Origin of the sequence: Dyella terrae (assembly GCF_004322705.1) — a bacterium.
Taxonomy (GTDB): domain Bacteria; phylum Pseudomonadota; class Gammaproteobacteria; order Xanthomonadales; family Rhodanobacteraceae; genus Dyella_D; species Dyella_D terrae.
Genome location: NZ_SIZZ01000001.1, coordinates 785,716 through 811,826, shown reverse-complemented (window position 1 = coordinate 811,826; position 26,111 = coordinate 785,716). Strand labels below are relative to the sequence as shown.

At 64.1% G+C, this 26,111-nt stretch carries 18 protein-coding genes; 4 read left to right on the top strand and 14 right to left on the bottom strand.

The window, feature by feature from the left end:
- Window positions 1–14: 14 nt before the first annotated feature.
- The 4 genes from EYV96_RS03845 to EYV96_RS03830 form a co-directional block, all read right to left on the bottom strand.
- Window positions 15–539: a DUF6630 family protein gene (locus tag EYV96_RS03845; RefSeq protein ID WP_131150170.1), complete on the bottom strand. Its 525-nt coding sequence runs from the start codon at window positions 537–539 to the stop codon at window positions 15–17.
- Between the two features lie 68 nt (window positions 540–607).
- The gene (locus EYV96_RS03840; RefSeq protein WP_131150169.1) at window positions 608–1,408 is read right to left on the bottom strand and encodes a carbonic anhydrase; all 801 of its coding nucleotides are present in this window, start codon (window positions 1,406–1,408) and stop codon (window positions 608–610) included.
- A 117-nt stretch (window positions 1,409–1,525) separates the two neighbouring features.
- Window positions 1,526–3,025 (bottom strand): serine hydrolase domain-containing protein, encoded by a 1,500-nt coding sequence (locus EYV96_RS03835; RefSeq protein ID WP_131150168.1) that lies wholly within the window; start codon window positions 3,023–3,025, stop codon window positions 1,526–1,528.
- Between the two features lie 117 nt (window positions 3,026–3,142).
- The gene (locus EYV96_RS03830; RefSeq protein ID WP_131150167.1) at window positions 3,143–3,469 is read right to left on the bottom strand and encodes a DUF6249 domain-containing protein; all 327 of its coding nucleotides are present in this window, start codon (window positions 3,467–3,469) and stop codon (window positions 3,143–3,145) included.
- A gap of 107 nt (window positions 3,470–3,576) precedes the next feature.
- Between EYV96_RS03830 and EYV96_RS03825 the strand changes: the two genes are divergently transcribed.
- The 3 genes from EYV96_RS03825 (at window position 3,577) to EYV96_RS03815 (ending at window position 6,821) form a co-directional block, all read left to right on the top strand.
- The gene (locus EYV96_RS03825; protein ID WP_131150166.1) at window positions 3,577–4,176 is read left to right on the top strand and encodes an RNA polymerase sigma factor; all 600 of its coding nucleotides are present in this window, start codon (window positions 3,577–3,579) and stop codon (window positions 4,174–4,176) included.
- The gene (locus EYV96_RS03820; protein ID WP_131150165.1) at window positions 4,173–4,598 is read left to right on the top strand and encodes a hypothetical protein; all 426 of its coding nucleotides are present in this window, start codon (window positions 4,173–4,175) and stop codon (window positions 4,596–4,598) included. Before EYV96_RS03825 ends, EYV96_RS03820 begins: the two co-directional genes overlap by 4 nt.
- A gap of 126 nt (window positions 4,599–4,724) precedes the next feature.
- Window positions 4,725–6,821 carry a TonB-dependent siderophore receptor gene (locus EYV96_RS03815; RefSeq protein ID WP_131150164.1) on the top strand — a complete coding sequence of 699 codons (2,097 nt, stop codon included), beginning with the start codon at window positions 4,725–4,727 and terminating at the stop codon, window positions 6,819–6,821.
- Window positions 6,822–6,883: 62 nt separating this feature from the next.
- Here the strand turns inward: EYV96_RS03815 and EYV96_RS03810 are convergent, their stop codons facing one another.
- Complete coding sequence (locus EYV96_RS03810) at window positions 6,884–9,397, bottom strand: hypothetical protein (RefSeq protein ID WP_131150163.1); 2,514 nt, start codon at window positions 9,395–9,397, stop codon at window positions 6,884–6,886.
- A 591-nt stretch (window positions 9,398–9,988) separates the two neighbouring features.
- On the opposite strand from EYV96_RS03810, the gene EYV96_RS03805 reads away from it, so the two are divergent.
- Window positions 9,989–11,737, top strand: coding sequence for a GGDEF domain-containing protein (locus tag EYV96_RS03805; RefSeq protein WP_131150162.1), 1,749 nt, complete (start codon window positions 9,989–9,991; stop codon window positions 11,735–11,737).
- A gap of 9 nt (window positions 11,738–11,746) precedes the next feature.
- On the opposite strand, the gene EYV96_RS03800 is transcribed toward EYV96_RS03805, so the two are convergent.
- Genes EYV96_RS03800 through bcsB form a run of 9 tightly spaced genes read right to left on the bottom strand, consistent with a single transcriptional unit; the run spans window position 11,747 to window position 26,097 of the window.
- Window positions 11,747–11,932, bottom strand: coding sequence for a cellulose biosynthesis BcsR family protein (locus tag EYV96_RS03800; protein WP_131150161.1), 186 nt, complete (start codon window positions 11,930–11,932; stop codon window positions 11,747–11,749).
- Entirely contained in the window at window positions 11,932–13,515 is a 1,584-nt protein-coding gene (gene bcsG, locus EYV96_RS03795) for a cellulose biosynthesis protein BcsG (protein ID WP_131150160.1), read from the bottom strand. The genes EYV96_RS03800 and bcsG overlap by 1 nt, the downstream gene beginning before the upstream one ends.
- 11 nt (window positions 13,516–13,526) lie before the next feature.
- Window positions 13,527–16,094, bottom strand: a complete 2,568-nt coding sequence (gene bcsA, locus EYV96_RS03790) for a UDP-forming cellulose synthase catalytic subunit (RefSeq protein ID WP_131150159.1) — start codon at window positions 16,092–16,094, stop codon at window positions 13,527–13,529.
- Entirely contained in the window at window positions 16,091–16,888 is a 798-nt protein-coding gene (gene bcsQ / locus EYV96_RS03785; protein ID WP_131150158.1) for a cellulose biosynthesis protein BcsQ, read from the bottom strand. Before bcsQ ends, bcsA begins: the two co-directional genes overlap by 4 nt.
- Window positions 16,885–17,082, bottom strand: coding sequence for a hypothetical protein (locus EYV96_RS03780; RefSeq protein ID WP_131150157.1), 198 nt, complete (start codon window positions 17,080–17,082; stop codon window positions 16,885–16,887). Before EYV96_RS03780 ends, bcsQ begins: the two co-directional genes overlap by 4 nt.
- Before the next feature lie 3 nt (window positions 17,083–17,085).
- Complete coding sequence (gene bcsE, locus EYV96_RS03775) at window positions 17,086–18,846, bottom strand: cellulose biosynthesis protein BcsE (protein ID WP_131150156.1); 1,761 nt, start codon at window positions 18,844–18,846, stop codon at window positions 17,086–17,088.
- A 28-nt stretch (window positions 18,847–18,874) separates the two neighbouring features.
- Window positions 18,875–22,633 (bottom strand): cellulose biosynthesis protein BcsC, encoded by a 3,759-nt coding sequence (locus tag EYV96_RS03770; protein ID WP_131150155.1) that lies wholly within the window; start codon window positions 22,631–22,633, stop codon window positions 18,875–18,877.
- Between the two features lie 14 nt (window positions 22,634–22,647).
- Complete coding sequence (gene bcsZ, locus EYV96_RS03765) at window positions 22,648–23,808, bottom strand: cellulose synthase complex periplasmic endoglucanase BcsZ (RefSeq protein WP_240732333.1); 1,161 nt, start codon at window positions 23,806–23,808, stop codon at window positions 22,648–22,650.
- Between the two features lie 9 nt (window positions 23,809–23,817).
- Entirely contained in the window at window positions 23,818–26,097 is a 2,280-nt protein-coding gene (bcsB, locus tag EYV96_RS03760; RefSeq protein WP_165488570.1) for a cellulose biosynthesis cyclic di-GMP-binding regulatory protein BcsB, read from the bottom strand.
- Between the last annotated feature and the right edge of the window lie 14 nt (window positions 26,098–26,111).

Below are 26,111 nucleotides of genomic sequence, written 5' to 3'. Positions count from 1 at the left end.
GTGCGTCGACAGCCTTAACCAAGCTCGTTGCCCCGGCGCACATGGATACCCAGCTCGGTCGCCAGCTCTCGCATGGTTTCCGTATCGCGCGACAAGGCCATCCACCCCGCTACGCTGTCGTCTTCGGTGTCCCTGACCCACAACGTGTAACCATGCGGCGCGAGGTTGTCGTAGGCCACGCCGATAAGGTCGCTCGTGTCGATGTCAGCATGAAATTCGTCCTCGTCCGGATCGCCATCCCAGTCGATATCGATGCTCCAGCGGGAAGCCAGTTCATCGACCACCTGGACCAACGCGCGCGTGTCTTCGCCATCGGCGTGGAACGCCGAGCGCCAGTCGGCCACCTGCACGACCAGCTGGCCGACGTCGATCTCATCATCGGGCAGGCCGTCGACCGCTTCGCGGAACGCCGCGAACTGTTGCAGGGCCGACTCGTCGTCACCGGGGTTGATCAGGACAAACAACTGCCAGACGCGGGACTCCATCGAGTCGTCGTCATCGTCAAAATCCGGGGTGGAGTCGAAGTCGTCGTCGTACATGGCGTGCTACCTGGGGCAATGGCCCATGATCGCCCCTGGCGCGCGCCCTGCAAAGCGGTTTCAGCGTTTCACTCCGATTCTTCGTCCACTTCCCGGCCGTTGACCTTCTGCAAGGGTCGATGGTTGTCCGGGAAGAGCTTCTTGAACGAGGCAATCTGGCTGCCCGACATCTGGATGGGATGCGTAAGCACGATCCAGCGAACATCCTCGCTGCACGGCGGCGTGGTCAGGGAGCCGCTGTAGACGAAGGCTTCGTGGTCCGCCGGCAGAATCGACGCCAGATTCACCGGGATCGTCGCGCCGCCAGGAGTCGGCGCGTTTTCCGAATGCGCGGGCAGGCTCCGGAAGACGGGCGCGAGGCTCTCGTTTTCCTTGCCAAGCTTCACCAGGACACCGAGCACCGCCACGCGCTTGTGTGCGTCGGCGTGGACGAAATGGATCTCCAGCGGGAAGCGTGTCCCATTTTCGGTGTGTTCGCTGGGCGAATGGAAGTGGAACTGGGCGAGCTTGTACGTATCGCCGTCGAACTTCATGGTGTCACCGGCGCTGCTGACGTTCGCCTGGATGGTATGGCCGTTGTTGACCAGTCCCACGTCGCTCTTTTCGTAGTCGATATGGAAATGCCCGGGGGCGCCGGGCTTGGCCTTCTTCGATTCCAGGTCGATCGGCGATTGCGCCCTGCCGTCGTGGCAGGCGGCGAAGGCGGCGTCCAGCGCCGACCAGTGGGTCGGGCCCGATTCGCCTGCATAGGTCCAGTGATGCGAGGGTTCACCGGTGCCCGACGCTTGCGGCAAGGCCAGCGCACCCACCGATGCCGCTGCCACCGCCAGAGCGGTCAATCCCGTGACATGACGCTTCGACTTCTGCATGGCTACGCCTCCGCAGGTGGGGAGTGCAGATCCGCTTGTTGCGCTTAGCAGCCCGAGGGGCTGTTGCGGCGGCGGGATTCTCACTCCGTGAGCCTTGCGTCGTTGTGAAGAACGGCGCTACTCCGACGAACGCCTGTGGAACACCATGGAGCCGATGGCGACCGACCTGGCAACGCCGTTGGTCATCGCAAACTGCAGGAACTGACCCGAGCCCGGCACCAGTTCCGCGCGGATCTGGTCGGGATCCTTGCCCGCGCTGGCGATAGCCTGCAAGCGCCCCCAGCGCAGCAGAAACGCGCCGTCCGGCGCCAGGGACACGACCAGGTCACCCAACTGCTCATGGGAATAGCGTCCTGCATACGCCTCGCGTGGCTGGCTCAGCCTCCACACCCGCGCCTGGATCGACTGACGCTGGCGGGCGGCTGCCGCGGTGATCCTGGCGGCCCTCGCGACCACCTCGTCGAAGCGCCGGGAAACCTTGCCCGCCACGTCCGGCTCGCCAAGCAGCGCGCCATAGACGTAGTCGGCGATCAACTGGGTGGTCTGGGCGCAAAGCACGTCTTCGTTGTTGAGCACGACCAGGCCCAGCCCCTTCTCTGGCATGAATGACAAGTGGGCGTGGAAGCCCGCGAAGGCGCCGAAGTGATGCAGCAGCACCTGACCTTTGTACGTCCCGCTATACCAGCCCCAGGCGTAGCCGTTGCGCTCGAAATTCTGGTACGTGGAAGCTACCGGGACCTGGACGTGCTGCGACCGGGCGATGACCGCAGCCGGCAACGCCGTGCTTCCACCCAGCTCGGCGATCAGGAACCGCGCCAGGTCCGGCGCCGTGGAGAACATCCCGCCGGCAGCCTGCATGGTGTCGTCGGACTTCGAGAGATAGAGCGGCTCGCGGGGCTGGCTGCTGGCAAGGGAATACGGCCGGGCCATGGCCCATCCGGCTTTTTCCGCTTCGCTAACGTAGGCAGTCGTGTGCGTCATGCCCAGGGGCGTGAAGATTTCCCGCCGCAGGTGGGCTTGCCAGGGCGTACCGGTGTGCTGGTCCATCCAGATACTGACGATGTTGTAGCCCACGTTGGTGTACTTGAAGGTGCCATGGGCCGCATCGGTGGATGACGTCGAATCTGCCACCAGCGCCTTGAGCGACGTGGGCGTGTGGATGCCGCTGAACGCCGTCGCCCAGACCAGCGGCTCGTTGTCGACGCCTGACGCATGCGTGAGCAGATCCCTGACTGTCACCTTTCCGGCGTCGAATCCCCTGAAGCCGACGCCCGGATACATCTGCTGCAGCGACATGCCGGTATCAAGTTTGCCCCGCGCCTCCTGCAGCAACGCAAGGAGCGCGAAGAAGGGTTTGGTGGCCGAGGCGATGTAGAACGCCGTGTCACGCGTTACCGGGGTTTGGGCGGCCAGATCAGCCAGGCCAAAGTAGCCTTCGTAAATGACCTTGCCATCCCGGACCACGGCGATGGCAACGCCCGTGGGCATGGCCGTCGCCTGTTTCGCCTTTTCAATCATGGCCGCCAGCGGCCGGAAGTCCGGTGACGTTTTTGAGGCGAACGACATCATCGGCATGGCCAAAAAGAGGGCCATGCCAAGTTTGAGCACGCGGTTCATGGGTGTTCCTTGGGCGCAGGTCGCCGCGGTGCGAAAGCGCACCGGGCCTGACCATCGAAGGGAAACGGGCGCCGGGTGTACTCACCGGCGCAGGTTGAACGAGCGGCTCGAAGCGATTTACTTGAGGTGACGCTCGAGCATGTAGTAGACGAGGTTACCCAGGCCCGTGGCGCCCAGGATCAGGGCGATGCCGCCGGCCGTGATCTGGTCCGAATTCGTCCCAGCGACGCCGGCAAAGCCCAGTGCCAGAAAGACCAGGACGCAGCCCCACTGGAGCGCGGAATGGCGGCGACGGGTGTTCTCGCCTTCGATCAGCGAACGAACCAGCTCCTCGGAACCGCGCGACTCGATGATGCGGCGCCGGGCGTAGGCATCGGCGACGGTCTTGATCGACCAGGCGATGCAGACAAACAGGCTAATGGGGATCAGCACTTCGGTGTTCATGGGTCGTTCCCTGTTGGAGGTCTTGCCCAAGGAGATACGGCGGCGGCGGCATCGGTTGCACGTTCGATCGTTGCAACCGAATCGCCGCATGACGTATCTCTAAGTGGATGCCGCTCGCGCCTGCGCCCGCTCAAGCTCCCTTTGCCGATGACCTGGCGCTGGTCAACGACGTGCTGTGCCTGCGTGCGGGCGCCTTCGAGCGGCTGGTGCGGCAGTACCAGAACCTCTGCTGGCATGTGATCGACCGCATGGTCCGCCATCCGGACGACACGCGCGAACTGTGTCAGGAGACCTTCCTGCGCATCCATCAGTCGCTGCATCAATACCGTGGTGAGAGCGCGCTGAAATCATGGATCGCCCAGGTGGCCTACTCCATTGCCAAGCGACACCTGGAGCGCAAGCGCATCCCTCTGGTCGAGACGGGTGACGACGACGAGGGCCTGGCGCTGATCGAACGGGTGAGCGATGGCTATGACCTGGAACGGGCAGTCAGCGACGAGGACATGGAGGCGCAGCTGCACGCCGCCATGGACGAGCTCCCTCCCCTCCAGCGCACCTTGCTGACGCTCTATCATCTGGAAGACATGCCGATCGGCGAGATTGCACGCACGACGAATCTCGCCGAAGGTACGATCAAGAGCCATCTCTTTCGCAGCCGCAAGCGGTTGCGCGAACTACTCGAAGCACGCATGGGAGTGCCGACGTGAGCACACCGGACAAGCACGACATCGACGAACGCGAATGGGCCGCGCAGGAGCGCGCCATGCGTGCGCCCCGCCACACGGCACCGTCCGATGAGATGGAAGCCAGTTATCGGTGGGTTGCCAGGGCGGCGGCATCACAGCCCCTGAGCGGCCCACCCGCCGACTTTGCCGCGTCCATGGCGGCGGCCATCGTCGGCACCGAATCCCGTTTTGAACGGCTGCTCTCGCGTTGTTTGTTCCTTGTGTTCCTGCTGGTAGCCGGGGTGGTCACGCTGGTAGCCCTGAAGCTCGCAGGGGACGCGATGTCCGCCTCCGGTGACCTGCGCTGGATGGTCGCAGGCGCCGGTTGCATTGCCGTCACCTGGGGCTACAAGCAGTTGCGAGAGCTCGCTTTTCTTTCCAGGGCGTCGGCACCTCAGCACTAGGCGCCCGGCCGTTCCCGGCACTTGGAACGTTACAAACGCGAATCATTATCATTATAATCGGCCCCATTGCCGGCCCGGGAACCCCTCGCGCCGGCCCCGATCCGACTTTCCTGGGGCCTATCCACCATGCCTGTCCGCCACGCCAGAACGGCGCTTCTGGTCGCCATCTCGATCGCGCTCGCCGCACCCGTCTACGCCGCCGATCAGGCCGCGCCCGACACCACGACGACGGACAAGGACAAGAAGGCGGTCGCCCTTGAGTCGGTGAACGTCGTCTTCTCGACCACCAAGACCGAAACACCGGTGATCGATATCCCGCAGTCCGTCAGCACCATCACGCCCGACCGCATGCACACCTATGGTGTGCAAGGCCTGGATGAAGCCGTCCGCTACCTGGCCGGTGCCGTGGGCGGAAGCTATGGCGCCGACCCGCGCAGCGACTGGATCCTGATTCGCGGTTACGACCCGGCGAAGTTCCTCGATGGCCTGGCCCTTCCCAATGGCGACTGGACCGGTGATTCGCGCATCGAGCCGTATGGCCTCGAACGCGTTGAAGTGAACAAGGGCCCGTCGTCGGCCATGTATGGGCAGCTGCCGCCTGGCGGCATGATCGAAATGACCAGCAAGCGCCCGAGCCTCGAGGCGCCACATGAAGTAGAAGCAACCGTCGGCAGCTTCAACCAGCGCCAGTTGTCAGGCGATACCGGAGGCCAGTTCGACAAGGACGGCAAGTGGCTGTGGCGACTGGTAGCGCTGGCACGCAAAGGCGACTCCAACATCAACCATTCGAAGGATGACCGCTATTACTTCGCCCCGAGCGTGACGTGGCAGCCGAACGACCAGACCTCGCTCACGGTGCTCGCGCGTTACCAACGCTCACTGTCCAGCGGCGTGGGCGGCTTCCTGCCCTCGCAGGGCACGCTGTACCCGAATCCAAACGGCCAGATTCCGCGCGACGTCAATCCGGGCGAGCCCGGTTATGACCACTACAACAAGACGGACGAGTCGGTTGGTTACGCCTTCAGCCATCGCTTCGATGACACCTGGACGTTCCGCCAGGATGCGCGCGTGCAGAACGTCAAGGTCGACCATCGCTCCATCGGCAGCCTTGGTTTGCAGGACGATCTGCGGACACTCAATCGCTACAACTATCCGCTGGTCGATCATGCCAATGTGTTTGCCATCGACAATCAGGTGGAAGCGCAGTTTGCCCAGGGCGACGTGCAGCACACCGTGCTGATGGGCCTGGATTACCTGTACAGCCGCAATGACTACAAGTCCGGCTTTGGCAGCGCTGCACCGATCGATATCTTCGATCCGGTTTACGGTGCGCCGATTGTCCCAACCCCCTTCACGTATCACACCAACAGCCTTCTCGAGCAGCTGGGTGCTTACGTGCAGGATCAGATCCAGGTCGGTCGCTGGGGCATTGTCGCGAGCGGCCGCAAGGACTGGGTCAGCAATGACGTGACGGACAAGATCGGCGACTCCCACACCCGGCAGAACGACAACGCCTTCTCGGGCCGCCTGGGGATCAACTACACCACCGACATCGGCCTGACGCCTTACCTCGCCTACTCCCACTCTTTCAAGACGACCGTGGGTCAGACGTTCGACGGTCGCGCCTTCAGGCCCATCACCGGCGACCAGTACGAAGGCGGCGTGAAATACCAGACGCCCGGCGGACGCACGCTCATCACCGCCGCCGTCTATCAGCTGACGCAGAAAAACGCCCTCACCGTCGATCCGGATCACATCTTCAACTCGCTGCAGCAGGGGCAGACGCGCACGCGCGGTGCCGAGCTGGAAGCCAACGTTGTCGTTACTGACCATTTCAGCATGACGGCGGCGTACGCCTACACGGATGCAAAGGTCACGCACGCGAACGATGCGACCCTGGGCAAGAAGGTCGCACTGGTACCGAAGCAACAGGCCTCCCTCTCAGGCGATTACGCCGTGCACGGCGGCAGCCTCGACGGCCTGGGTTTCGGCGGCGGCGTGCGCTACATCGGCCCGCACTACGGCGATGCCAACAACCTCTTCCGCACGGGCGGCTATGTCATCTACGACGCCAATGCGCACTACGACATGAACAACTGGCGCTTCCAGGTGACGGCGGCCAATCTGTTCGATCGCGAGTACGTGAGTGCCTGCAACAGCGCAGCATGGTGTTACTACGGGTATCCGCGTCAGGTGACGGTCTCGGCCCGTTACCGCTGGTAAGCCCTCCGGAGGTCAGCAAGCACTGCATGCAAAGCAATCGCGCTTGCTGACCTCTTATCGCATCAGGCTGCCATCTCGCACGCGAGGGCAACATCGCTTGCCCCGAAGCCGAACGGCGGGCGCTGTTTGACGACGCCGACGACCGTCGGTTTCAGGTATTGATTTGCCAGGGCATGGCGATTGCCCTTGGCCGCATGCAGCGACTCCAGCATGCGGGAAGTGACAACCGTTTCCAGATTCGCGTTGAGGTTGTCGAGCTCCTCGGCGGAGAGCATGAAGCTCCTGGCGAGGTACTCCATCTGCTCGCGCACGACGGCGAGCATGGCGATGCGATCGTCTTCCACCAGTTCGTTGGCGATGATGCTGGCGATGCCGCTGGCCACCAGGCCACCCAGGACGCCACCGGCCACGCGACCCACGACCATGCCGACCGGCCCCAACGGACTAAGCGCAGCGCCGCCGACCACGCTGCCCAGGGCGCCGCCGGCGATTCCCGATACACCCACGGCGGCATTCTTGAAGAACTGTGCCTGCGAGATGCGCCCACGCATCAGCTTGAGCATGTCCGGCCCGGTCGTGACCAGCACCAGCACCATCGAGGTGACGACCGTGCCACGAACGGCCTTGTTGATACCGGCGACGCCCGACTTCCCCGCGGCAGCCTTTACGCCCAGACCGTCACGCAGCACGCGCAAGGTGGTGGGTGACGCCGATGAGAAATCAATGACGGTCAGCGCCTTCTGAACCATGGCGAGGCGGTGCAATTGCTGCGCGCCAACATAGACCATCATCGTGCTGCCAAAGGTCTTGCCAAACTGGAAGGCGGCGGCGCGCAGCGACGCACCGTGGTCGCGCGTATGGAAGTAGTGGACGAAGGCGCAGACGCCAAAGCTGATGCCTCCGGCCACGACGCCTACGACGGCGCCGTCGACAAGGTCGAATTTCAACGAATCCAGCGTGCCGAATTTCGTGATGTTCTTGGCCTGGTCATACGTCAGCTCGCCTTTGCGAAGAATCGTGTCCGCTTTCTCCGGAGGGATCGGCTGACCTTTCGCGTCCAGTACCTTGCCAGCCTTCATCCGCTCGCGCATGACCACGAGTGCCCTGTCGTACTGATCGCGCGGCACCTCCAGCTGCATGGGTTCCCCGGTCGCCTTGTCGACGTACCGGTACATGCCGTCGGACCCGAAACCCTGGCCCACGGAACTACCAGGTGTCTTGCAGTACTTCGTCTGGATCAGCTGCCCATTGACCAGGCGGTCGGCACCATTGGCCGCGTTGTCGCCACCCACGATCCGCGCACTGCGGCCGTGCAGGACGTCCGACTGATGGTTGCCGGCTTCTGCCGCGAAACCATGGCCCTGGCCGCCCGCCGCAAACATCTTGTGATTGCCGGACCAGGCGGTGGCGCCGGCCATGATCTTGAACCCCTGGCTCGCCGCTTCGGACAGAAACGTTTCCCGAGACTTGGCCTGGAGGACATCGCAGATATCTTCCGTTTTGCGGCAGATCTTCGAACAGTACCAATCCGGCTGCCCTTCCTCATGCGTGTGCTGTTCCTCCGAAAAGCCGCAGGACACGCACACTCGTACCTCCGACATGCGTCGGAAGCTCACGTAATGGACACCCTCGGCAAACCGCAGGTGCTGGCCCAGCGACAGGTGACGTTCGATGAAATCGTCGTTGGCAGCCGGAGGCAGGGCCAGGTGATCTGTCGCCATCCGTGCAAGCGACACCGGATGATGACGAACCGCGTTGGCGAGATACCCATCCATGGAATGGATCGCCGCGTCGTACCAATCGCGCCTGAAGAACCAGCGACCACCGGCCAGATCGAGTTCGCGCAGGACACCCTCGAGCACCAGTTTCGCGGCGATGCCATCGAAGATCGTTTCGAGTTCCGGCGTGTTCAGCGAACCCTCCCGGGCCACGGCGAAAATGATCTTCTCTGCGTTGACCTGGTTGCTCTCCGACAACTCGCGAAAGAAGGCATCGCTCGCCTTTCGCCGGCCGGCCATCTGCGCCGCGACGCCGATCTGCAGCAGCACCGCGGCGGCCAGGTATACGATCCGGATGGTGGTCGTCACGCCCGCGCCAAGCTCAATGGATTCGACGAGGCGAGGGACCAGGATACCGGTCACGAAGAGCGCCGTGGCCGACAGCAGCAACGCGTGGGTCTGTGCCGCCTTCTCATCGAAGTAGGCCAGGGGCAGGCTGCGCTTCTGGACGGTGCCTTGCCCCAGCATCTGCAACGACGTGACCATCGCCATCAAGGCGAAGCCACCACAACCCACCAACGTGACGCTATCGAACGCCGCTGAAGCAACCCCCAGCTGCCACGTGTCGAGCGCAGCCCATCCCATGGCTGCAGCGGATGCGATGAGGGCCGCCGTCGCACCACCTCGAATGAGCCGGGCGATCCGTTCGAGGCCAAATCCCACCAGCAAGGCCGGCGCGAACGGAATGGCTACGGCAATGCCCAGCGCTACCGCCAGCACTTTGAACAGGAAGCGGAACACCGCGCCGGCGACGGCAATGATCAGCACCAACACGATCAAACCAAGAATGACCTGCATGATCGTCAGCCCCGGCCGTTTGGCGTCGTCGCACGCCACTGCACGCTTTTAAGCACCTTGACCAGGCCCACGATCGCAAGCCCGTACACCACCGTCGCACCAATGACGCGAAACATCCGTATCTCCCATGAGGTCAATCCACCCTGCCCTTCGTGACGAGCAACGAAGTCAGTGGCGCTCATCGGGCCACCGGCTTGTCGCACGGTGTGCGACGGGTTGCTCCGCACAGACAACAAAGTGCAGGCCAAGGGTGGCGGAAGCAAAGGCTATGCCATGACTGGCAATCGAGGCGGCACAAGCAACCTGCCCGCGGCGTAGTCCCCGACGGTGTCGCAGCGGGGCCATCTTGTAAGCGGAGCGTCAGATCCGCGGCAGGTGGGTGAGCCGCCGGCGGCGCGCCTGTTGATCACCCACCAACCACCCTCGCGGGCGAAGGGCGGTTTCATCGCGCCGCCACACCCGGCACCAGGCGTCAATTTTCCGGCAATCCACACCTGCCGACCGGCTTGATACGACGCCATCACAAACCGCACCGGACACTGTGCTGGCGCCCGGCTGGCGGGCTTTCCGTGGTGCAGGGCAACCGTCGACATGTCCGAGGCTTCGACCAAGAGCGATTCGATCAACCGTCGATTCCGCCACATCGTCATCACGATCTATCTCGTGGTACTGGCGGTGGTGGTGTGGCTCTTCTCCCTTCAATGGACGGGCTTCCGGGACGCCAATGAAGCGCGCCATGAGTACCGCGCCGTGCAGGCTGCCATGCGGGCCATGGCCGACGTCTCCCTCGAACGTCGTCCGGTTTATACAGTGATGATGGTTGACGAACTCCCGATGGCGCAGCGGCTCGACACCCTGCGCCAGGCTCGCAGCGTTACCGACGCGAGGATGGCTGAACTGGGCAACGCCCTGCGCGACCCCAGCTGCATCCATTGCGTCGAACTTCTGCCAGCGTGGGAAAGCGCATCACGCCAACTTGCGGACGCACGCAAGAACCTGGATGCCCTGGTCGGCAAGCCCGTCCGTGACCTCTCGGACGACGAGCTGCTCGATGGATTCACCCGACTGAGCGACGTCATTCCCTTGCTTTCAGGCATTGCCGACGCCGGTTCGTTTGGCGTCATACGCGAGAACGCTGACGTCCAAAGCTACCTGATGGCAGCGCGCCTGGCCGCGCTGATCCGCGCACATGCAGGCGTGCTGCCGTCGGAATTTGCGCCGGCACTGGTGCGCCATCGCGCCTCCACGCCCCATGAGCTATCGCGCATCGCTGGCACGCTGGCGAAGATCGATCAGCTCCACCAGCTGCTGATTCCCAGCATCAAGGTCCTGCCGCCCTCCCTCCAGTCCGGCTATGCCACCTTGAATCGCGAGTTCTTCGGGGAAGGCCTCACTTTCATCGGAAAACTTGAGGGTGATATCACGCAACCCGATGGGGTCGACATGACACCCATGCAACTGGCGGAGCGCTATGGCGGCCGCCTCGTGCCCATCGACCGGTTCCGCGACGAAGCCCTGTTCCTTGCAAACCAACGCATCGAGCGGAGCCAGCGAAGTCACCTGCTGCTGCTCATCAGTTCGGGCCTCTTTGCACTGGCGCTCACCGCTATCCTGCTGGTGATGACCTGGCGCTTCCGGGAACACGTCATCCAGCCCTTCGTCGATGCGCGGCGTTTCATCCTCGGCGTCGCCTCGGGCAATCTCCGAATGAAACTGCCCCAGGGCTCGCATGGGAGTGAAGTCGCGGAATTGTTCAGTGCGCTGAACGTACTTCGCGAGAACGACGTCAAGCGCCTGCACCTGGAGCAGGAACGCAAGCGCCTGATTGGCGAGCTGCGCAGCATGGCCGAAACCGATCCGCTCACCGGACTACTCAATCGCCGCGCCCTGGAAGAGCGTGCGCAGGTGCTGTTGAACGACAAGCGCGGCACTGAGCCCCTGGTGGCCCTGATCGCGATGGACATCGATCACTTCAAATCGGTCAACGACACCTGGGGGCATGAAAGTGGCGATCGCGCCCTTCTGCGCTTGGCCAGTGTCTGTCGCGAATCGGTGCGCGCCGAGGACATCGTGGCGCGCCTGGGTGGCGAGGAATTCGCGATCATGCTCCGCGTGCAGACGCCTGCGGATGCAAGGAGCCTGGCTGATAAGCTCCGTGACCGGCTACACGAAGAGATTATCGACACCGAAGAAGGCGCGAGCTTTCGGATCACGTCCAGTTTTGGCGTCGCCCATGCGACCCGGGACGGCGCAGCGGATCTTGCGGAGTTGTTGCGTGTCGCCGACGGCCTGCTCTACCAGGCAAAGAAGAACGGACGCGACCGCGTCGAAATGCAATAGTCCGGGTCGTCAGTCTTTCGCGGGTTCCGGATAGAGCACCGCGGCAAGCAAAGGCCAGCGGTTCATGGCCTGATCCAGCCGCTCCTTGGCCTGGCTGTCGAAGTAGCGGGAGGGATCGATGCCTTCGACGTAGTGGGCGAAGGTGTCGATGTCATTGGGCATCATCCTGGCGTTCGGGTCGCTCGTGCCGGCCATCACTTGCCCTCCATCCAGACACCATCCGGCGTGTGGATCACATAGCCGTTGGCGGTTTTCATGGTCACCGTGTTCTCGTTCTCGCCAACCATCCGCGTTTGCGGCAGGTCAGCCGCGTACTGTTGCAACGCAGGTGCATCGGCACGGAACGGGCTGGTGGCCAGCATGTTCGAGATCATCTGCGTCAGGGCCAGATAGCTGGTGGGCGCGTCGATCGCGATCGGTTGTCCGTGATGGTCCTTGTCCGCCGGCAATCCGACGAGCTTCACACCCACGGGTACGTCGATGATGCGCGGCGTCGGGATTTCACGCAGGCCCGAAATCTGGCCTGCGTCGCCACGCAGGGCCGCACCATGCTCGGGCACGAACACCAGCACAGCTTTTCGCCCAGATCGCGAGATGAGGTCGATCAGCCGGTCGACATCGCCCAGAAGCATCTTCAGGCGGATCGGATAGGACTGCACGCTGGTGAGGTTGTTGCCCGGCAGCCGGTTGCCGTCATGCAGGGTCACTGTGTTGTAGTACAGCGCCACCGGGCTGCCACCCCGTGCAACGCGCCCCTGGTACCACTTGGCCAGTGCGTCGTAGTCGCCGATCAGCGGCGAACCATCGAATTCGCGCATGGCCATCGGCAAGCCTTCGTTCGATTGTGGCTGGATGCCCGGCACGCCGATCTCGCGCTCCACCACGCCGCGGAAGTCGTCGAAGCGACCGTCGTGGTTCATCAGGAACTGGACGTCGTAGCCGGCCGCCGCAAGGTCGGCGAACACGTGGCACTCGTCCGGCGCGGCGCTGTACAGCTCCTTATGCGCATCCTGTCCGCAGGACGCACGCAGCACCCGGATGGCCGCCGGACCGCTGTAACTGGCGGCACTGCTAAAGTGAGTGAACAGATAATCGAACCGCGCGAACAGCGGGTTCTCGCGCATGTTGGCCACATCCATGTCGTCCCAGGACAGCGAGCAGATGTGGATGAAAATGATGTCGAACTGGGACGCCGGATCATTCGACCCCGGGCTGAAGATCACGTGGCGCGATTTTTCATTGTGATGGAAGGTCGCCAGCTGTTCGTCGTAACTTCCGCTGCCATCGACGGCACCCGCGTTGGCAAGGCCTGCGTTGGCGATGGGATTGGACGAGGTGGCCTGACCGCTGGAGGCCATGGCGATCATCGACGACATGCCCTGCCACAACGGCACTACGATCAGGCCGATCAACACGAACGTGGTGACGCGAACCCAGCGATTAACGATGGCATACGCCAGCAAGACCAGCAGCGGTATGTAGACCATGGCCGGATCGAACACGCGCCGGGCCAGCTCCATCATGTAGGTGCCGGAAAAACCCGATAGCTGCGAAGCCTGTCGCAGCGCATAGCCGACAGGCGGAAGACTCGACTCGCGGTACAGCAAGGCCGCGCCCGCGATCACTGCCAGCACTTGCCGCGCGATGCGCTGCCAGCGCTGGTGAAGCGGCACCAGCAGGGCCAAGGCAAACAACAGGTTCGCCCACCAGATCGGCTGGATCGCGCCGGCCAGGCCCAGGTAAAGCACCGCAATGAAATAGAGATTCCAGAGTCCCATGGGGTTTCCCGTTAGTCCGGCTGGCGGGGCCGGCGCACGAATACGGCTTCGGCCGCATCCAGGCAAGAGTCGAACAGGCGCAGCACGCCCTGGTAACCCATCTCGACCACCTCCACGAAGCTATGCAGCGGCGAGTCGGGCACCAGTTCTTCATCCCAGCGAATCCATGCATCGGCCCGACCGAAGGTGCACTGGATAAGCTGAGTTTCCTTTTCATGCGACCAGTCTTCGAACTTCAGGCCAAGGTGCAGGCCACTGTTGCGGGCAACCATGGCCGAGAAGTAGTAATCGGCATCGCCGCGAGTCAGCGACACACCGACGGCCTCGCCCCGCTTCAGCGCAAACTCCATGGGCAGAACGATGCCTAGACCACCCGTCGAATAGTTTTCCGTCCGGCAGGCGACGGTACGTCCATCGGCCAGGATCAGCGTGGCGGGCACGCGCAGCGGCACGTGGTGTGACACGCGCACCTGCCGCAGTTCCTTGGCGACACCCACCGCGGCCCCCAGCATCGCCACGTTGAACATGGCCCAGACCATATTCATCAGCACGGTCGCCGGTTCATCGCGCTGCGTGGTGAACATGCGGATCACGCCGGCCAGCAAGGCCGCGATGTTGATGCCGAGCAGCCACACGTACGGCTTGGACGTCGCCCAGTCGAGGTATTCCTGTTCGATCAGCCCGCCTTTTGCGGTGACATTGAACTTGCCCTTCTTGGGGTTGATGAAGGCCACGGTCGTTGGCAGCACCGTGTACCACGCCAGTACGGATTCGTAGACCTCCGCCCAGAACGAGTGGCGATAGCGACCCTGGATGCGGGAATTGGCCAGGCCGGAGACAAACAGGTAGGGCAGCACGTATGCCATGACGGCTACCGCGTCGGCCGCGAAGACATGCAGGCCGAAGAAGAGATAAGCGCACGGCATCAGCAGGAACACCAGGCGCGGTATGCCGTAGAAGAAGTGCAGCATGGCGTTGCTGTAGCAGATTCGCTGGAAGAAGCTGAGCCCCTTGCCGATCCAGGGATTGTCCACGCGGAAGATCTGCGCCATGCCGCGCGCCCAGCGGATGCGTTGCCCGATATGTCCCGAGAGGCTCTCAGTCGCCAGGCCCGCCGCCTGCACGATGCGCAGATATGCACTGCGGTAGCCATGCCGATGCATCTTGAGCGACGTGTGCGCATCTTCGGTCACCGTCTCTACGGCGATGCCACCGACCTCTTCCAGCGGCGCGCGTCGAATGACCGCGCAACTGCCGCAGAAAAACGTTGCGTTCCAGAAGTCGTTGCCATCCTGGATCAGTCCATAAAAAAGGCTTCCCTCGTTGGGGATGCGCATGAACGTGTCGTAATTGCGCTCGAAGGGATCCGGAGAGAAAAAGTGGTGCGGCGTCTGCACCATCGAACACTTCGGATCGGCAATGAACTCGCCCATCGTCGTCTGCAGGAAAGAGCGTGTCGGAATGTGGTCGCAATCGAAGATGGCGACGAATTCGCCACTGGTCAGCTTCAGCGCATGATTGATGTTGCCGGCTTTGGCGAAACGGTGTTCCTCGCGAGTCAGGTAGCCCACGCCCACCTCGGCGGCGAAGCGGTTGAACTCCTCGCGACTGCCGTCGTCCAGGATGTAGATGCGCAGTTTGTCGCGGGGCCAGTCCATACTCTTGGCCGCGAGCACGGTGGGGCTGACCACCGACAGGGGTTCGTTGTACGTCGGGATATAGACGTCAACCGTGGGCCACTCGTCAGGATTGGCCGGCAGCGGCTTGGGATGGCGATTGAGCGGCCACGCCGTCTGGATGTAACCAAAGAACAGCACGATCCAGGTGTAGATCTCCGCCATGAAAAGCAGGTAGCCAAAGATGGCCTCCACCGGCGTGGCAAAGTTCAGGGTCTGGGTGATGCGCCACCACATGTAGCGGCCAGTCATCAGGATCGAGAGCGAAACCATCAACATGGTCGGCCACCGCCCGGGAATGCGACGGGCGATGAACATCACGATGCACACGGCAATGAACAGATTGAACTGATCAGCCAACGGCAACGGCGTCGTCCAGAACGCCACGCCGACCGCGGCGGCGGCCAGCAGGATGATGGTCCTCAAGAACGGAACGCGATCGACGACGGACGACCATGTGTCCACGCGCGCCCCGATCGCGTCCCAGGGCACGCCAGGAAGGTGCGAGGTAATCGTGCGATGCGTGGTCGCGAAGGCGCCCGTGACGGGCTTGAACCAGTGCCCGATGCGTCCGAGCAACATCGAGCGCCTGTGCTGGCCCCGGTGGTGTCGCGCGCGCCGCAAGTCCGCTTCGAGGCGGCCCCGTCGACGCAGCGGGCGGAAGAACAACCGTCGAATCCGCGTACGCGTGCTGTCGTCCGGGGCGATCGACAGTTCAGCGCGAACCTGCCTTCCCAATGCACGTGACCACAGCATGGCGAGGTCACGTTTGCCAGCGGCCGGTTTGCGGAAGAACAGCCGCACGACCCATGCTCCCTTTCCCGCATCCACCGGCACGTCGATCTGTCGCGCGACGACGGCCTTCCATCGTGTGATCAGGGACGGGCGCGGCACCGCGTTCATGCCACACCGTCCGCCGTCTTTGCGGACGACTCGTGGACCCACGACGATAGCCAGGTGGCCAGACCCTGCAGGTCATGGGCCGCCTGCGAATGAGGCGAGCTGAGGATGAAGTTGAGGTTGCGCGCCAATGCTTCGGGGATGCCTGCATCGGCGTGGATACGGTACGCCGACAACGCCAGCCCCAAGGTGTCGCGTAGCAGGGCAACGATGTCGGTATGCAGCTGCGAGGCGGGCGAGATCCGGTTGGCCACGTACACGCTCGCCTTTCCGCTGGTCCGCAGGGCTTCGCGCAGTCGTGGGAGTGCCGCGCATGCGACCGGCTCAGGCGGCATGACGACCATCACCAGATCGGCGGCCTCGACGGCCTGGAACGCATGCACCGAGGGCCACGTGGCCGCATCGACCAAGACGACGCCATGTGCCGGAAGATCGAGGTAGGACAGCTGCTCACGAAGCCATCGCGGCCGGGAGTAAAGCGTCGAGGCCAGCGCCGCCATGTGTCGCGCGTCGGGCAACTGGCCCGATGCATCCACCCCACCCCAGGGCAGCCAAAGCGCACCGTCGTCGGTTTCCAGCGCGGCATCGCCCCAGCCCTTCGTCGAGTCCGTCAGCGCCGATACCAGGCCTTCCCTGGCGGGCTCACGCAAGCCACAGTAGAGCGCGAGCACGTTGCGAGGGTCGCATTCCACGGCCAGCACCCGATGACGACGCGCCGTCAGCAGCCCGGCGAGCGCGGCCGTCAGCATCGTGCGACCGGCGCCTCCGACGGGAGAGATGATCGCGATGGTCTTCATCCCTTGTTTCCTTGCTGACGCTTGCCAAGGATCACCAGCGGCTCGACCTGGGCAGGCAACTGCACGGCGCGATGACGCATCAGCGAGCGCATGCGCGGAATCCAGTACACCACGCGAAATCGCCACACCAACCACCAGACCGGAGCAGCCAGGATCAGGCCCCAGATAAACCAACCGTAGAAGGTCTCCGCCATCGGCTAGACCCTCGCCTTCATGGGCAGGCGCGTCCGTTGCGGCGTGGGTCGCAGCACGGCGGTCGATGCGCCACTTTGGTCAGGCGACGTCCCGGCGGACCAGTCCCCGAGTTCCCCAGGCGTCGGTGCAGTTGAGGTGGGCACCTCCATGCGCGCTTCTGCAGGGGCCGAAGCGTCGCCGAGCGGTGCCTCGGCGAGCAGCGGTTCGATCAGGCCCGTGTAGTCAGGTGCGGGCAATTCCGCGATCTCCTTCTGCAAGGCGTCGAGCATGGCGGCGATGGCGTCGCGATCACCGCAACGCAGTTCGCCCCGGAAAAGTTCGGCGAGCGGTCGTGCAAATACCCGCGACATCGCTTTGGTGGCATCGTCGACATAGCAGGCAAAAAAGAATACGTACAGGCTGTCACCGGCGGCCGTGCACAGGTCGCCGGTACGACGGATGCGGCAGGCGCGCAAGGCATCGAGACTGGCGACGTCCGGCTCGAGCGGCAGCCGCAACAAGACATTGGGAAGGCGAATCGGGCGGCTGCGTTCCACCGCTTCACGTACCAGATCGATGAAACGCTGGGCAGGCACGTAGCCCGTCGTCGAATCGCGCATGGCCGCCGAAAGCGCGGCGCGGTAGTCGTCGGGCACCGGGCGCGAATACAGCTGGCCCTGCACGCCATCGACGGTCACCTGCACCTGCGCCAGGGGTGTACTGCGCGGAATGATCGCGTTGGCGCCGAGCGTCAGCAGCACGTGCTCATAACGAATGCTGACGTTGTCTTCGCGAATGAGGATCTTGAGCGCCTTGCCGCATTGGCGACGCAGGAAGTTCACTTGTTTGGCGATGGTGGCCAGGTTCTCCTGGATGCCGTAATGCAGGATCACCGTGGCTGCGATGGCGTGGCTGGCCTCGGCGACCACGCTCTCGTTATTGGGCAGGTCACGCCATCCCTTTGGCACCGTGCGTTCGCGCGCCACGACATCGTGGGCAACGATGACTTCGCCTTCATCGGGAGCGAGCATGCCCGGCGTGGTGGTGCTTTCGGTCGATACGACCAGATGCTGATCGGTGGCGGAGAACCTCAGCGGAATCGATTCATTGGCGGCGGTTGCATCCAGATGGTCGCGCCAGAACGCCACCTCCCAGCGATACTCGCCCTGCACGTGCACCAGCTGCGCGGCACCGGCGAACTGCACCTGGAAATCCGTCAGCGGAAGAAAGCCCTGGCCCTGCTCCACGAGCGGCGGCAGCATCACCATCAGCACGGTGTGGCGCGTGGTCGCGCACCAGTCCGCCAGTGCAGCACCCTGGCGCAGCAGCTTTTCGCGGTTGTCCCAGGCGAAGCAGGCCGCGACACCCTCGATCAGGAAGGGTGACGCCGGACTGGCGCACTGATCGGACATGCCCTGCAGCGCTTCCATGAGCAGATCGCAGCCATCGCGCGTCGGCGACAACTTCAGTGCGCAGACGTTGGACCTGGGATGGACGATATTCGGCGTATCGATATCCAGCCCATGCTGTTTCAGCGCCGAGGCGATATGGCCGGGCGCTCTCGTGGAAAGCACATTCACGGGCGTGAGCAGCGCGTTCGCGGCCGTTTTCCAGAACAGGGCGTCGCGCGCGGGCGATCGACTCGCGTACACCGCATAGACGCGCCCCGTCGCCAGCGTGGCCAGCGACGGCGGCAAGCCACGGACGGCCAGCGCCTGGTTGAGGCGCAAGCGGGCGCGGGCGGCGCGCTGGGGGTTGGGGTTCGGGTCGGTAGCTGGGCTCAAGGCGTGCGTCCCTCGTTTCGTCTTCCGGTCAGTAGGCGGAGTACGGCTGAACGGGATTGGGCGGGTACGGCACCGGCAGACTCTGTCGGTCGAAGAAGTAGCGCAGGTAGATCGTGCCAAGGTTGGGGGCGTAGTCGTGTGAACGGTCCAGCTTGAAGCGCGTGCCCATCACCCAGTGTTCGGTGATGCGGTACTCAAGGGCGCCCGCCACGGTGTAACTGAACCCGCCGCCGTTCCCGGAGCCGTAGTACGGCGATCCGAGGTCGGCCGCCGCCATGCGCGCCGTAGCCAGCTGCTGGAGATCCGGTCGCGTGGGGAAATACGGCGCCGTGTCTTCGCGCGTGTCGGAGTGGCCGACGGAGGCTTCCAGCTCCCATGCCCAGCGTCCTTTGCGCCCCCGCCAGTCCAGCGGAATGCTGATGGACACGTATTTTTGAGGGCTGTAGTAGCCGCCATTGCCGTAGGTGTAGAAATGCTGGTTGTTGGCGTAGTGCCAGTAGTTGACGACCAGCCCGCTGCTGAAACGCTGATCGGGCGACACATAGACCGGCCAGTCGATGCCGGTGCGCAGGCGGAAGTCCTGGTTGCTTCGCGTGTCTTTGCCGTCGTAGGTGCCGTAACCCAGCGAGGCGAACAAGGTGGAGCGCCCCACGTCCTGCGCTCCGCGCACGGTGATGCTGTTGCGGACCACGCCACCCCAGGTATCTCCTGTTACCGGGTCGCGCGCACCGGCGTAGGAAAGCAGGCTGGCGGTCACCGGCCGTCGCGAGACATCCAGCGACAGCGAGGCGTTGTAGAAATCGTGCCGGTACGCGAATCCACCCAGCACCTGATGAACCGTGAACCCAAGCGGCGAGCTGCCGATGTCGGCACGCCAGCTGTTGCTTGCGCCGCTGAAGTCGTAGCCGGCGGCGAGGGCGACGCCCTTGTCCGACTGATCGATCGGACGCAGGCCCGCATTTCCCCACGCAGCAATCTGGCCGAATTTGTACGCCGGATCAAAGCGGTCGGCCGGCAAGGTGTCCGCGTGCAGGATCACCGTGTCGGCATGGAAGAACCAGTGTCCCGTGTAGCCGTCCGGGATGCGCAGATAGACGGGAATCTCCGTCGCGTTCAGGCGCGACATGCCGCTGCTGCCCGATTCGTTGGACTGGATGATCGCCGTGGCCACCTGCCCTTGCCGTCGGTCCTGCAAGCTTTTCAGCGCGCGGCCGGCGGACGTCAGACCGTCTTCAGCGCTGGGCAACTCACCTTCGGCCGCTTCTTGCTGACGCGCCACGCGATACAACCCGGCGGCGCCGTTGTAGTCACCCTGCGCCTGCGCGATCCGACCGGCCTGCATGGTGACGTCCGAACGCTCGCCGTTGGTCGCGCGCAATGGGTCGACGACATCCTGAGCGCGAGCGTTGCGTCCCAGGGCGGTATAGCGACGTGCGATCGAAAGGCGGGTATCCACATCGTCAGGCGGCGTGTCGGCCAGCACCTGGTTGACGATGTCTTCGGCGGCCTGACGGTGCCCCAAGCGCGCTTCCATGCGCGCGATGGTCAGCCGCGCTTCGGCATCCGTGGGGTCCTTCTTGAGAATCGCGTTCGCGGAAGCTTCCGCGCCGCGATAATCGCCCTGGGCTTCGCGCAGATCCGCCTGCGTCAGAAGCCAGCGCCGGTCCGCCTTGCCAGCCTCCGGAACGGCCTCGAGCGTCTGGCCAGCCGCCTTGAAGTCACCGGCGTCCATCTGCCGGCCGGCCGTGCGCAAGGCAAGGCGCAACAGCTGATCGTCGAAGCCCGACTGCTGCTCGGGCGTCACGCCCGGGCGAGCACGAGCATCCGCGATCCATGCGCCCAGTTCATCGTCCCGGTTCGCGGATGCGAGTAACTCGCCATATCGCAAGCGCACGCCGATGGCGGGGTCGTCCGGATGCGTGTCGAGCCAGTGTCGTACCTGTTGCAGACCCTTTTCGGGTTCGCCCAGTGCGATCCACTCGCGCCCGATGCTGGCGAGCATTTGCGGATCGTCCGGAACCTCCGCCGCCATGGCATCCAGTCGCGCAGCCGCTTCCTGGCGGTGCCCTTGCGCCACGAGGGCCCGCACGTCACGCAGTTCGCCCTGAACCCTCAGGTTGGCGGCCAGTTCGCGCATGCCGTCGGAACGTTGTGCATCCGGCACTTTGGCGAGCACGGCGCTCGCCGCGTCGATCTCATCAAGCGAGTTGAGGTAGAGCGCGGTCGCGTAGCGCATGTCGGGCGATGCTTCGACACGAAGGCCATCGTCCATGACACCTCGACCGGTCGCGGGCAAACCCATGTCGCGATACTGTCGCGCCAGTGTGTAGCGGAGCCACGCGTTGCCAGGCGTCAGGCGAACTGCCTCCTCGAGTTTCAGCACGGCGGCACCGTGACGCCCATCGGCAATCATCTGGTCAGCCTCGATCGACAGCAGCTGTGCCCGGAGTTCGCGCATCGCATCCGTCGAGCCCGTGGCGCGCTCTTCCGCACGGGCGATCAGTGGAGTCAGCTCGGCGGTGCGATGCGTGGCGACATAAACACGGGCAAGCTGTTCGAGGGCGTCGGCATCAGGCTTCGGTGCTTCGACCATCGGCCGCAGGATCTGCTCCGCCTCGGCCCATTTCTCCTGGGCGATGAGGGACGTAGCCAAGACCTTGCGGGCGTCGGCCTGGTTCGGCTGCATCTTCAGCGCGTCGCGGGCCAGCGCTTCACCGTGCACCGGATCACCGGCCGCATTCGCGTTGCGCGCCTTTGCCAGCGTGCCCCAGAACGCCGAAGTGTTCATAAGGCTTCGCCACTTCGACGCGTTGTCAGGATCGAGCCTGAGTGCCCGCTCGAAGAGCCCGCGGGCTTCGTCGTGCCGGCCTGCCCGCATGGCCACCAAGCCCTGCTCTCCCCATGCGCGTCCCTGGCGAACGGACGCAGGCGTCTCAGCCGGCGCCCTGGCCGCCGCCACGGGCGCGCTTTCCTTCGGGGGCGGTACGTAGCTTGCACCGCCCTTCTTCGCCAGCGCGGCAAGCGCATCCCTGGCGTTGGCGTCGTCCGGCACTTCCTTGAGGTATCGCAGATACCAGACGTAGTAAGCCGGATCGTCCCGCCCTGCGCTGTTCAGTGCGCGACGCCACAACTCCAGCGCCTGCGCACGGTTGCTGTCTTGCCGCTGGTAGACGCGATAGATGATGTCCAGGCCTTCGAGCCGGGTCGATGCGCGATCGGTGAGCAGGTCCGCCAGGGTGAGCGCGAGGCCCAGGTCATCCGGGTTCTTCGCCGTACGTTGTCGAAGTTCGGCCAGCGCGCGATCGCGTCCGTTGGTGGAACCGGCCATGACTCGGTAGTAATCCTGTGCAAGCGCCCCACTGGGCGCACCGTTTGGAAACAGCGCCTGCATCTTTTGCCACGCCTCGTCCGACTTGCCCGAACGCGCGAGCAGGCGCGCCTCGGCGAGCGCCGTGCGGTCGGTGGTAGCCAGTCGGTAGGACTGCGCCAGTTGCAGCGTCGCGGGGTGATGGGGATAAAGCTTCTGCAGTTGTTGCAGCGTCTTGCCGGCATCGATGACCTGGTTCGAGGTCAGCTGGATCTGGCCGAGCATCGCCAGCGCATCCGGCTGGGTGGGATCGCTCACCAGCGCCTTCTCGACAATGCCACGCGCCATGTCCGGACGCCCCTTGGCCAGCCAGACACGCGCCGAATCGAGCAACTGTTGCATCTGGGGGCTGGCTGCCGGCGCGGCGGACTGCGCGCAAATCGCCATCGGCATGCTGCCCATCACGAGCAGCGCCAACATGGGCGTCAACCCTGTCAGCGCGGCGCGGGACACGAGGTCTTCCAGGCGGGTACGACGGTGCCATCGGCGTCAAAGCGATACTGACCGTCCAGGTAACCGAGGCCGAACAAGGCCAGTACCTGGCTGTAATAGCCAAGCGGTGACTGACGAGCCAGCGAGCGCGCACGCTCGACTTGCGCCTGCGCAAGATCGTTGCGACCCAGTGCGGCCAGATACGGCGCGACCGCCGCCGAGAACCCGGCATTGCCATCATGCTTGCCTGCTTCGCCCGTGCGCGTATCGACGCGCTCGGGCGGTGCGCCGCGGGCGGCGACGTCATCGGCCAGGGGCCGGAATGTCGCAAGCACGGCATCGCGCGAAGCCGTGTTCGGCGCCATCGTGCCGGCCCATAAGTAAACGCGAATCGCGTTATAGGCGCTCTCGGCCTGCGAGGCCTCATCGGGCTGAAAACCTTTGCCGCGTCGGTAAAGAATCCAGTCGGGCGAGTAGCCCCTGGGCGCCGTCTCCACCAGTACACGCCGCGAGCTTTCCAGGAGCGACCTCCACTCCGTTTGCGTCGGCAATGCTTGCGCCAGGCGCGTCATGACTTGCAGCGGCACATAACTGGGATTGAGGCGCCACGTGTCCTTATCGGGCTGAAATCCCACGGGACCTGGCATCACGGTGCGACCAAGATCCGGTATCGCTGTCGTTTCTTTCGCAAGGATCTCCCGTGCAAGCACGGTACCGAGCGCGGTATAGCTGCGCTCGTGCCAGAGTCGCCCGGCTTCGAGCAAAGCGTAGGCGATCCACAGATCGGCATCCGAGGCGCTGTTGCTGTCGAGCACGCCCCAGCTTTCCGGTTCGCCGGGCTTCGCGGCGCGACGTCCCCACTGCCATGCCGGGAGGTGCTGCGACAGGTCACCCTGGGCAAGGTTGTTCTGTGTCCAGGTCAGCAGGAGATCGAAGGTCGGCCGGTCATTCGCCACCAGCGCGAAGAACAGCCCGTACGCCTGACCTTCCGATACCGTTACCTGCTCGGGCGTACTTGCGTCGATGACGCGCCCGTCTTTGCTCAGGGTGGTTTGCCTGAAGTGGTCCCAGTCAGGCCAGGCGCACGACGAAGCCATCGCTGCGCCTGACGTCGTCAGCACGAATCCCATCACCATCGCGCGCCACCACATGACCCGGGCCATTCGCATGCATCACCTGTCGAGCCGGCGCGCGGCGATACGGCCTAGCGCCCAGAACACGCTCATCGCAACGAACAGGCCCGCGAGGATGCCGGCGATCGCCATCAGCACGGGATAGCGCGAGATATGTACCCACAACCAGGCATACCAGGGCAGATGCCCGACGTCATACGTCTCTCCTGCGGAGAGGCCAACCACCACCTTCTGCCGCACGACCGTGAGGTCGCCGCGCACTTCGCCAACGCGTGCGTCGTCACCGAGTACATCGAGCACATCCATCAGGCGATCGGACGCATTGGCTTCCAGCGCCACGACGCTGCGCTTGCGTGCATAGGGCGATTCGAAACCGACCAGCGCGGCCATGGGACCGTTCACGCTCACGTCGACGCTACCGACGGTGCCCGGCGCGCCGCGCGATTGTTCGCGCAACTGCAGCTGGTTCTGGCTGCGTTCGATCACCATCGGCATGCCTTTGCCCCACTTGCCGAGCAGGTCAGCGGCGGAGCCCGTGCCAATCACGATCAGGTCTTTGTTCTTGACCGTGTCGATGGATGCAGCGGGCACCACCGACACCCGCAAGGCCGGCAAGCCGCTCATGCGCCCCATGCGGCCCAGCAGGGCCAGGAAGGCTTCCTGATCCTTTGCATTGGGCGCATCCGGCATGACGACGGCCGTATCGGCCAGGTCAGCCATGCGCGTGAACGGATAACCGCTCGATGCAATGAACGCCAGGTTGGGCATCGAGGTGTAGTGCACGAACTGACTGAAGTCGATGGTCGAGTCCGGATCGATCGCGGCACGCGCGCTGTTGGTCGCGGTCGATACGCATAAGCCGGTCTTCTGCGAATCCATGTGGAACTGGAACTGGAACTCATTGTTGCTCCCGATCCGCAACGCCGGCACGCGGATCTCCTCAGCACCGCGCGATACATTGCCCGAGAGCAACGGTACGTTGAACTGTCGGTCGGCGGCCGACGTATCCAGCGGGCGCAGGCGCACCGATCGAAGCAACTGATCATTGATGCCGACGTTCAGGACAGAATCGTTGTACGAGGACGGCGCCGTATAGCGATAGTGGACGTCCAGCGGAACGCTGTTGCGCGCCCAGGCGAACATGTCCGGCGGCAGGCGCATCTTCACGCGGATGGCCGGCGGGTTGAAACCGGCCGCTTCCAGCTGCGACGGGTCGGTGACAAGTTCCTTGAACGTCACCACGCGATCGACGGGCGCCCAGTTGGGTGCGTCGTAAGGCTTGCGCTCCGGGCCCAGGTCAATGGCATTTACCAAGGCGCGATCGCCGGACATGCTGACCTGCCCCAGCACCAGCGCATCGGCGGCCTGCTGCAACTCCTTGGCATCCCGGCCGGCAATGACGAGCAGCTTGCGTCCGGATTCCGGCGGGCTGGCGGGATTGGGCATCACGAGTACCGTCGGGCCCTTGAGATCCGTCAGGTTGACGCCGTCGGGGTGCGCGTTGGGCAACGCGAACGCCACGGCATGGCTGTCTGCAGGGGGTGCTGCGCTCACCGGAAACCGCGCGCCGCGCCAGTCTGCCAGCGCCCCCAGCCATGACGACACCACGCCAGCGGCGCGCAGCACGGCAGGATCCGCCTGCGCGGGAAGTACAAAGGGAATATTCAGCGAACGATTGTCGCGGCGGTCAAAGAACGGTGCCGGCAGCAACGCCAGGCTGTTGGGCAAGGCGATGTCGGACGTGGTGAGGGCCAGCGACGTTTCCGGGCTGATGTCCGTCCACAAGGTTGAGTGATACGGATCCTCGCAATGATCCATGGTGTAGTGCGCAATCATCTGCACACTGATGCGATTGAAGTCGGTGAACAGGCGCGGGTCGAGGTCGATGTCCTTCCTGACCGTGCCACCGGCGGAATCTTTGTCCAGAGGCAGCGTAGCGATCACCTCACCGTTCAGATAGATCTTCAGATGCGATAGCGCATAGATCAACGACGGCGAATAGGTATAGACAAGCTTGAGCCTGGCTGCCGTCACCACTTCGTCATTGCGGACAGAGACGTTCAGCGTGGTCGTGGGATCCACGCCGCGCAGCTTTACCGTTTCGTACCCACCCATGTCGCTCAGGCTGAGCTGGCGGGTCTGGCCCGCGACCGCTATTGGCTGGGCCGCTGCAACCGTCGACGATGCAGCCGGCGCAGGAGTTTCCGGCGTGGAGGGCCCAGCCCTTCGGCTGGACTGGGGCGGCATGGCTGCGGCGGCAAACGCCACCACGAATCCCAGGATCAACGATCCGAACCGCACCGGCCGTGTAACCCGCATGGCATATCGCCCCA